The 8,789-nt window shown below is 61.4% G+C and carries 10 protein-coding genes and 3 pseudogenes; 12 read left to right on the forward strand and 1 reads right to left on the reverse strand.

The features are described 5' to 3' along the window. The first annotated feature begins 184 nt into the window (after positions 1-184). The 7 genes and pseudogenes from FCU66_RS27220 to FCU66_RS27250 all read left to right on the forward strand — a co-directional run bounded on the left by FCU66_RS27220 (position 185) and on the right by FCU66_RS27250 (position 4,340). Positions 185-523, forward strand: coding sequence for a TIM barrel protein (locus FCU66_RS27220; RefSeq protein WP_281285546.1), 339 nt, complete (start codon positions 185-187; stop codon positions 521-523). Then, positions 520-1,332, forward strand: a complete 813-nt coding sequence (locus FCU66_RS27225) for an SDR family NAD(P)-dependent oxidoreductase (protein ID WP_136615882.1) — start codon at positions 520-522, stop codon at positions 1,330-1,332. The genes FCU66_RS27220 and FCU66_RS27225 overlap by 4 nt, the downstream gene beginning before the upstream one ends. Then, positions 1,329-2,114, forward strand: a complete 786-nt coding sequence (locus tag FCU66_RS27230) for an SDR family NAD(P)-dependent oxidoreductase (RefSeq protein WP_136615883.1) — start codon at positions 1,329-1,331, stop codon at positions 2,112-2,114. The genes FCU66_RS27225 and FCU66_RS27230 overlap by 4 nt, the downstream gene beginning before the upstream one ends. Beyond that, positions 2,111-2,855: pseudogene (locus FCU66_RS27235) on the forward strand (SDR family NAD(P)-dependent oxidoreductase). The gene FCU66_RS27230 and the pseudogene FCU66_RS27235 overlap by 4 nt, the downstream one beginning before the upstream one ends. An 18-nt stretch (positions 2,856-2,873) precedes the next feature. Then, a pseudogene (locus tag FCU66_RS27240) lies at positions 2,874-3,183 on the forward strand (2-hydroxyhepta-2,4-diene-1,7-dioate isomerase); the annotation flags it as partial. A 280-nt stretch (positions 3,184-3,463) separates the two neighbouring features. Continuing rightward, positions 3,464-3,829 (forward strand): Lrp/AsnC family transcriptional regulator, encoded by a 366-nt coding sequence (locus FCU66_RS27245; RefSeq protein WP_246094036.1) that lies wholly within the window; start codon positions 3,464-3,466, stop codon positions 3,827-3,829. A gap of 103 nt (positions 3,830-3,932) precedes the next feature. After that, positions 3,933-4,340, forward strand: a complete 408-nt coding sequence (locus FCU66_RS27250; protein WP_136615884.1) for a hypothetical protein — start codon at positions 3,933-3,935, stop codon at positions 4,338-4,340. A gap of 260 nt (positions 4,341-4,600) precedes the next feature. Here the strand turns inward: FCU66_RS27250 and FCU66_RS27255 are convergent. Continuing rightward, positions 4,601-4,949: pseudogene (locus FCU66_RS27255) on the reverse strand (sunset domain-containing protein). Between the two features lie 161 nt (positions 4,950-5,110). Here FCU66_RS27255 and FCU66_RS27260 point away from each other — a divergent pair. The 5 genes from FCU66_RS27260 to FCU66_RS27280 all read left to right on the forward strand — a co-directional run bounded on the left by FCU66_RS27260 (position 5,111) and on the right by FCU66_RS27280 (position 8,783). After that, positions 5,111-5,296, forward strand: coding sequence for a hypothetical protein (locus FCU66_RS27260; RefSeq protein WP_111549063.1), 186 nt, complete (start codon positions 5,111-5,113; stop codon positions 5,294-5,296). A 693-nt stretch (positions 5,297-5,989) separates the two neighbouring features. Then, on the forward strand, positions 5,990-6,892 hold the full coding sequence (locus FCU66_RS27265) for a VOC family protein (RefSeq protein ID WP_136615885.1): 903 nt from the start codon (positions 5,990-5,992) through the stop codon (positions 6,890-6,892). Between the two features lie 33 nt (positions 6,893-6,925). Beyond that, on the forward strand, positions 6,926-7,528 hold the full coding sequence (locus tag FCU66_RS27270; RefSeq protein ID WP_136615886.1) for a sulfotransferase family protein: 603 nt from the start codon (positions 6,926-6,928) through the stop codon (positions 7,526-7,528). Between the two features lie 265 nt (positions 7,529-7,793). Then, on the forward strand, positions 7,794-8,291 hold the full coding sequence (locus FCU66_RS27275; protein ID WP_136615887.1) for a GNAT family N-acetyltransferase: 498 nt from the start codon (positions 7,794-7,796) through the stop codon (positions 8,289-8,291). Positions 8,292-8,492: 201 nt separating this feature from the next. After that, positions 8,493-8,783 (forward strand): VOC family protein, encoded by a 291-nt coding sequence (locus tag FCU66_RS27280; RefSeq protein WP_136615888.1) that lies wholly within the window; start codon positions 8,493-8,495, stop codon positions 8,781-8,783. Positions 8,784-8,789 lie beyond the last annotated feature (6 nt).

The following is an 8,789-nucleotide window of genomic DNA, read 5'->3' on the forward strand; positions in this document are numbered from 1 at the left end:
AAGGGAAAAGTCGAAGCGCGGCGTTTGAAGGCTGACGCGAATCGATGCGCCTGACGGCCGCGGACCTTGCCGATGTCAAAAGGTAGCGGTCAGCGCCGCGTGCAATTCGGCACGTCCCGTCTCTGGCGACAGGCAGGTCCCGTTTATCCGTGGGCGGCTTACTGCTGGAGGACCGAACATCCATCTGACTGCCGAACTGTGCGAACGGGCGGCGGGTGTGAAGCTTGCTATCGACTATGCGCATTTCGCCGTTTCCGGCTACCGGCAAGAGGAGATCGACGCGCTTGCGCCATGGTTCGGGCACGCGCATTTGCGCCAGGCGCGCCCCGGCGCGCTGCAGACCAAGCTCGAAGAGGGAACGCTCAACTTCCCGGCGATGTCCTCGACTTTTCGCGATGCCGGTTTCGATGGCTGGCTGGCATGCGAATATGTGCACCAGGGCTATTTCGACACCGTGCATGACGATGTGCTGACGGAAACCGTAAAGATGCGCGATCTGTTTCGCGCCTGGAGTGCCGCATGAATTCGGGCGCCATCATCGTCACCGGCGGGGCCGGCGGCATCGGCCGCGCCATCGCCGCGCGGCTCGCCAAAGGCGGCTATCGTGTCGTCATCGCCGACCGTGACGGCGTCGCGGCCGAGGCCGCCGCAAAAGCCACAGGCTGCGATTTCGAAGTCATCGACATCGGCGACGAAGCTTCGGTGGTCGCCGGAGTGAAAGCCGTCGTCGGTCGGCATGGCGGGCTGTTCGGCTTGGTCAACAATGCCGGCGTCCACATGCAGGCTCTGGTCGTCGAAACGGCGGTCGAAGACTGGGACCGCATCTTCCATATCAACAGCCGCGGCACCTTCCTGATGTGCCGCGAGGTCGCGCGCATCATGGCGGCGCAACAGGCCGGCCAGATCGTCAACATCGCCACCAAGCTCGGCTTCGGCAACCCGTTCTCGTCGGCCTATATCGCATCGAAAAACGCCATGTGGGGGCTCACCCAGTGCCTGGCCATCGAGATGGCTTCCAGCGGCGTGCGCGTCAACGCGGTCGCTCCGGGGCATGTCGGACCGGGAACCGGCATGGAAGCGTTGTTCCGGCAGAAAGCCGACAGGCTCGGCAAGAGCTGGGAGGACTTCGAGGCGGATGTGGTCGCGACCATCCCGCTGCATCGCTGGTGCAAGCCGGAGGACGTTGCCGGCGCGGTGGCGTGGCTGATGGGGCCGGACGCCAATTTCGTGACCGGCGAGCTGATCAACGTCACCGGTGGCTTCCAGGCCTATGCCGCGACCCCTGCTGCTGAGGCAGTTCGCGAGGCCGGATTGCGAGGGCCGTCGAAATGACGCGTTTGCTGGACGGCAAGGTAGCACTCGTCACCGGTGCGCGAACTGGGTTGGGCGCCGCGACCGTGGTTGCGCTGGCAAAGCTTGGCGCCACCGTCATTGCCTCCGGGCGCCACGCCGGCGATTGCAGCGCTGTCGTCGATGCCGTAACAGTGACCGGCGGCGTGGCGTCGGATTTCATGCTGGACGTGGCGGATCTGGATGCGATCCCGCATCGCGTCGCGGAGGCGCTCAAGCTGCACGGGCGGATCGACATCCTCGTCAACAACGCCGCGACCATTGCACCGATGGCGCGCCTGGTCGAACTCGACGCTGGGGCTTTCGACGCCGCGCTGACCCTCAATGTCAGCGGCCCGGCCGCCCTGACCACGGCGCTCTGGCCGCATTTCGGTGGTGGCCGTATCGTCAACATCGTCAGCGGCGCGGCAACCCGCGCCATGTCCGGCTGGGCCGCCTATTGCGCCTCCAAGGCGGCCTTGCTGATGCTGACCAGGTCGATCCAACTCGAAGGCGAAGCCAGCGGCATTTTGGGGTTCGCACTCGCCCCGGGGCTTGTCGACACCGGCATGCAAGCCGCCATTCGCGACGCCAGGATCAATGCGGTCTCCGACATTCCCAGGGAAAACCTCGACCCGCCCGAGCGCGCGGCGCAGGCGATTGCCTGGCTCGCAACCGGTCTGGCCGATGACCTTGCCGGCGACTATGTCGACGTGCGCCAACCGGGACTGCAAGAGCGTGTGACCGCGGATCTATCGAACAACGCCAGGGATGGAATGGAATGAACAGAATAGATCTTCAAGGACAGGTTGCCGTCGTGACCGGCGGAGCGCAAGGGTTGGGCCTGGCCTTTGCCAGGCGGATGATCGCATCCGGCGCAAGGGTGAGTCTGTGGGACATGAACCAGGCGGGGCTGGACGCGGCGGTTGGCGAGCTCGGCGATGCAGCCAGGGCAGTCGTGGTCGACATCACCGATGCCGAGGCGGTGCTTGCCGCGCACGCCCGCACTGAAAGCGAGATCGGGGGCGTTTCGGTCCTGGTCAATTCGGCGGGGATCGCCGGGCCCAATCACACGCTCGACGAGTACCCTCTCGACGCCTGGCGGCGCGTCATCGATATCAATCTCAACGGAACCTTTCACGTCAACCGCGCTGTCGTGCCGGCCATAAAGGCGCGCAATTACGGCCGCATCGTCAATATTGCCTCGATCGCCGGCAAGGAAGGCAATCCCAACGCGTCGGCCTACTCGGCCTCCAAGGCAGGCGTCATCGGGCTGACCAAGTCGCTGGGCAAGGAGCTCGCCGGCTACGACATTGCGGTCAACTGCATCACGCCGGCGGCAGCTCGTACGCCGATCTTCGACCAGATGAAGCAGGAGCATATCGACTACATGCTGTCCAAGATCCCGCGCGCGGTTCCTGGAAGTCGACGAGGCGGCAAACATGGTCGCCTGGCTGGTCTCGAAGGAAAACAGTTTTACCACCGCGTCGGTCTTCGATCTCTCCGGCGGCCGCGCCACCTACTAACTCTGAAGGACGTTGGATATGGGGCTGCTACGTTATGGCAGGGCGGGTCGGAGAAGCCCGGTCTGGTCGATGCGGATGGAAAACTTCGTGATTTATCAGGCTATGTACGTGACTTGTCCGGCTCGTCTCTTGCGCCCGACGCGCTAAAGAAGCTCGCGAAGTTCGATCCCGCGTCGCTGCCCGCGATGCGCGGCAATCCGCGGCTCGGACCCCGCGTTGCAGGCGCGGGCAAATTCATTTGTATCGGCTTGAATTTCGCGATCACGCGGCCGAGTCTGGCATGGCGGCGCCGCCGGAACCTGTTATTTTCATGAAGGCGACTTCAGCTTCGCGTCAGCCGCGGCAACGAAGTGCGAAATACGGCGAGGCCGAGTGGGGGGAAAGGCGGTAGCGCTCTCCCGCTACCACTACTACTACCTAACAATATGATATTGTTGTCGATTTTTGGCGAACAGGGTCAGGAGTACCGACTCCGACAGGCCTGATCCCTCTCAACTGGTTGATAATAAAGACGTTTCGTCTCGGGGGTTCAAAACCCCGCCGCTACCATATAGCCTGAACTTGAAATTGCGGCTGCCATCGCGGGCCGCAGCCTGCTCAAAAAGGAGATGCCGTCATCAGATGGCATCTATACGGTTACGCGCGAGCTTCATGACCGGCGATCCGGCGAGATCATCGCCTACACGGTTGTTTTGCGTGCCGACGCGGTGGATCAGCGCATCCGTGGCATCATGCTCGTAGAGATTGAGGGCCACGCTGCCGACTGCGTGATCCGGGCGCTGGGTGGCTTGCCCGAAGTCTCCAACATCCACACGACCAACGGCCGCTGGGATCTGGTGGTCGAGCTTGGAACGGCCTCATTGCCTGATTTCGATGCTGTGCTACGGCGCATTCGGCTCATAGCCGGGATAATGGGCAGCGAAACCTGTTTGCTCCTGGCCACGCCGCGGACGACCCGAGTACGACTGACCTAGCTGTGGCGGGTTGTCAAAGGCAACGGATTTATACTGCTGCCCGCGCGCGTGAGGAACCCTCAACGTGTATGCACCGTTAAGACGATTGCCAGGGAGAATCGCCATGAATAGCGCGGACCCGACCCACCGAATTCAGCCTGAAGTGCGCGCCGCAATTAGCGCCTTCCTCAACGAGGTCCAAAGAGACCCGAAATCATTTGCTCTCTCGGAAGCCCTAGCAGCAATAAGACAGATCTTTCCTGAACTGGAAATCTCCGACGCCGATCTTGCCGACGCCATCGCGAGCGAAGCTCTATCGGCTGGCGTCGGCATCGAGTTCGACGTGCTTAAGACGCGTAAGGCGCTCGAACGGAGGGCGATCGAGCGATGGGAGAATGAAGGCGGCGATAGCGGAAGGAAGAAGAACACAGATCGGGCTCAAAGCGACGCGGCGCATCGAGCTAAAACCACTGACACCAATGGCACGAGGCGACGGGCAAACGAATCTAAGGAGCGGCATCGGTTGATCTAGCCAAGTCACTTCCTTAAGCCGCCTCTTTCTTCCGCCGGCGTTCGTTGCGCTTGGTAGCCAAGGGCGGTCGCCGATCAAGAACTCGATCAACGCAATAGCGCCCCGTATCTGACTCGAACTACCTCACTCTTTAAGACGTCATCGCTCACTACCGCGGACAGCTGAGCGAAGAGACGCTTCGCAACTGGCGTTGCATGTGGATCTTCAGCTCAGCGTCGTAACACTGGGCGAGCGCGCCACATGGCGTCTTCGTACTGGGCTCATATGCTCAATAAAAAGGCCGGTCTCGATTTCCGCCAGCCAGCTTTGCGGGCGGCCGCTTCAGAGCAAAACCACCGCTCCCCCTTCCAAAGGCTTATACGTGTCTGCCAGTAGTATTCCTGTCCGGGGAACATGGTAGATGCGCTCGCCTGTGTTGTAGCTGATATTGCCCTTGATGTTGCAGCCTACGAGAGGTGGGCCGATTTCAAGGGTCAGCAAGCCGGCCAGGAATGCGCCGCCCGCAAAGATGGACACCCACCACGACGGGTTGCCAGAACGACGACGGCGTTTGCCGGCGGTACCCTTGCGCCACTGTCCAGAGCGATTGTCGTAGGGGTGCTTGTCCATGCCCCTCTTCCCCCAGGGCAGAATGCGACCTCTTGCCGTTTGGAGTCCAGATGCGGCTAGTTCACCGGCCCTGTGGAGCGCCAATGCTTGAATGTGGCACCGTGCTTTCATCCCCTACCGCCCTGAATTCCTGTATGCTTGGCGCAAAGGAACGACCAAAAATGGCCTTCACTGTCATCTGGTACGGAAGACAGGGCATCGTCGACAAGGAGACGTTCGACGCCGAGAAGACTGCGAAAGACCATGCAATCTCGATGTTCCAGACCCGAAAAGGTGACGATGGAATCGTCGCCGTTGAAGTTCGTAACGACAACGGCGCTGTGGTCTTTAGCCATGCGGAGAGCTAGCGATGGCCATCCGGTCTCGCGCAGTCGCTACCCAACCGTAGGGGCGGCTTCACCGGCCCCGTAGAGCCCTACAAGATCCAAGGGGCGGTCTGGGGACTTCCTTCACCGTTTGCAGAAGCACCTGATTCAGAGCCACCAGTGCACGGTGGCGATCTGAACTGGACGAAATTCTCGGCTACTCTGTTAGCTTGATTTGCCTGCCGGCTGAATGTCGACTTTGACCCAAGCGGACATCGGCACTCATGCCACGACCACCCTACGCGGTAGCGACGCACCACCTCCACGATGCGGCATTGGGGCGGAGAGCCAGCGGTCGGCCTCAATATGTGCTTAGGCTCGTCGATCACGACTCACCGATGTCGACGACGGTCGCTAGGTCGCAGATCATCTGAGAGTGGAACATCACGGGCCGGCCGTCCTGCGGATCAATTCCGAAGGAATGCGTCATGACGGGCTCGAAGGCGCCGAGCGCATCCTGCTCCGCGTTTTGAGCTTGTCTCAGTCCTCGTAGCGGTGCTCCGCGCTTGCCTTGTCCATCTGCTCCCCCATCCGCCGGCTATCGCAAATGACAGCAAGGGCGGCAACGGCCCGGCTACCACAGGCGAATACGCACCCGGGAGCGGTCGACCCGAACTATGCGCAAGACAGGCATATCTTTCGCAGCTAATGTTCCAGCGCTGCAGGGAACGGCCGATGAAGAGCCAAGAAATTCTGCCCAACACCACCCGTCTCGGCCCGGTTCATCTGCGCGTCGTCGACATTCCAGCCGCCTTACCGGTCTGGCGTGACGTGGTCGGCCTCTCGACCCTGACCAGGGACGGCGGGACCGCCGAACTCGGCGTCGACGGCAAGACTCTTATTGTGCTGCACGCCGGGGCAACAACCGTCCTGCCTCCAAAGTCCCGCGATCTTTTTCATGTCGCCATCCATGTCACGACACGCAAGGAATTGGCCCGGGTCGCCGCCCGGCTGCGGGCCTCTGGCCTGAGGCACAGCGCCCAGGATCACCTGATTTCGGAATCCCTTTACGTTTCCGATCCTTCCGGCAACGGGATCGAGATCTGCTTCGACACGCCCGGGCGCTTCGCTTCCAGGGAAGAGATGGCTGGCGGCGGTGTTTCGCTTGTCGCCAAGGACGGCAAAAGGCATTCCGGGCTCGAACCTCTGGATATCGATCGATTGCTAAAGGAGCTCGACCCGGCGGACCGTGTCAAAGTTCCGCTGGCGGCGGATACCTTCATCGGTCACATCCATATGCGCGCGCGATCACCCGAAACGCTGATGGCGTTCTACCTCGGCGTGCTTGGCTTCAGGCCAAATATCCAGTCTGCAACGTTTGGCCTGTTCGACTGCGGCACTGAGGAACGCCCACACATGGTGGCGTTCAACATCTGGGCTCGCGACGAGCTGAAGGAGCCACCGCTCGGCGCGGCAGGTCTGGAGCGTTTCACCGTCGTGCTTCCGACCCGGGAAGACCTCGCGGCCGTCGCGCGACGTCTCGGCGATGCGCACCTGCCCTCGCTGCAAACGGGCGGGGCGCTGGACCTCTCCGACCCTGAAGGAAACCGCCTGCGGATGGTGCTCGCAAGCGACTGATCTGACGGCTGTAGGCCTGAACCGGGGGAGACAATGGCGATAAGGGTAATCGGAACGGGCTTTGGCCGGACAGGAACGGATTCGATGCGCGAGGCGCTGACGATCCTTGGCTTCGGCCCCTGTCACCACATGTCCGAAGTCATGGCCAATGAAGACCAGAAGCGGCTTTGGCGTGCTCTGGCGCAGGGCGCGGCACCAGACTGGAGCCAGCTGTTTGCGGGCTACGCGTCCTGCATCGATTGGCCCTCGGCGCACTATTGGCGCGACCTGATTGAGTTCTATCCGGGCGCCCGGGTCATCCTGACATACCGATCGCCGGAAAGCTGGTGGAAAAGCTTCGAGAAAACGATCCTGGCAGGCATCAGCCAGAGCACGGATCAGGAGTCGCTGGGTCTTGCCTTGATCTCCAGGCAGGTCTTCGGCGGCCGGCCGCACGATCGCGCCAATGCCATAGCCGTCTACGAAGCCAATGTAAGGGCGGTCATTGCGACAGTGCCGCCGGGTCGGCTGCTGGTCCACAATCTGGGAGATGGATGGAAGCCGCTCTGCCTGCATCTCGGTGTGCCGGTGCCGGACCAGTCCTATCCCAATCGCAACAACACCAAAGACTTTCAGTCGGCTCTTGCACAGAACTAGTCTGACCGTCCGCAACGGGTGGAAAGCAGACCTTCGGATCAAAGGACCGGTGACCGTGATGCGCCCACAAGGAGACGTTCGCTGCTGTCCGGTTGTGCAAGCATCGTAAATTGCACCGTTACTAGGGCAGCCCGGCGGCGCGGAGGGCCTCGCCGAGAGAGACCGCGAGCGCCGGCGCGCAATTCACGCATGAAAATTGCCTCGCTCTCGGCCCGCCCGTGTCGATGAATTTGCGACCTCAATCTGAGTGACCTATGCTCAAGCAATGCAACATCTCAGTTCGTTGACCGCCAGGCCCCCGCATGGGTATTCCGACAAAGAACTCGATGCCTTTGTCAAGTTGGTTGTTTCGGAGGGCGAAGTTTCCCACTATGGGCTGCTGGAACGCATCAAGGGTGCGCGGGGCCTAGTCATGCTCTATGACGGTAAGAAGCTGGTCGGAACTGCCGCGATTATAAATCCAGAGCCGGACTATCGAACCGCCGTCTTTGCCAAGTCGAAATCAAATGCGGACGCCGCCGCCTACCCAGCCGAACTAGGGTATGTGGGCGTCGCAGAAAGCCATCGCCGTCATAAATTGGGCTGGCGTCTCGTCGACGCGGCGCTGTCATTCGCAAGCGGATCAGCCGTGTTCGCTACAACACGCAGCAATAATGCCGCCATGCGGCGAATCTTGCCGGCTCGCGGTTTCACGGCCAATGGGTCTCCCTACCCGTCCACTGAACATCCCGGTCAGGAAATTCATCTGTTCCTACGTGGGTAAGCGCCCTGAGGACCGAACCTGGCCCTATAGCCCGAGCACGCGGTCTTGTTCGACTTGCGGCAGAAAGCTTAGGATCCCTCAAGGAACGACTGCAGCGCCAACCGCGCCGATCCGCCGGTAACGTGCAGAGCCTACGAGGCGCAGCATGGCTAACCCCTTGCCCCTCATGCAACTGTCGTGGCCGACTGATAGGGTGAGCAAATGGTCAAATTTCAGCCCGATGGCTGGCGCACCGTCACATCGAGAATCGTCACCGACGACGTCAGGGGCTTGGTCGAATTTCTCAAAACCGTATTCGACGCGACCGGCGAGTACCGGACTGGGGCGCCGGCAGAGATGAAGATTGGCGACCCTATCGTGATGGTCAGCGGCGATGGCGAACGCGAAGCAATGCCGCCTTTCCTCTATGTGTATGTAGAAGACACTGACGAAACGTACCGGCGTGCAATCGGTGCGGGCGGAGAGTCGATTGAGGAACCTAGAGCGGGATGAATCTAG

Source organism: Mesorhizobium norvegicum, from assembly GCF_004919685.1.
Lineage (GTDB): Bacteria > Pseudomonadota > Alphaproteobacteria > Rhizobiales > Rhizobiaceae > Mesorhizobium > Mesorhizobium norvegicum.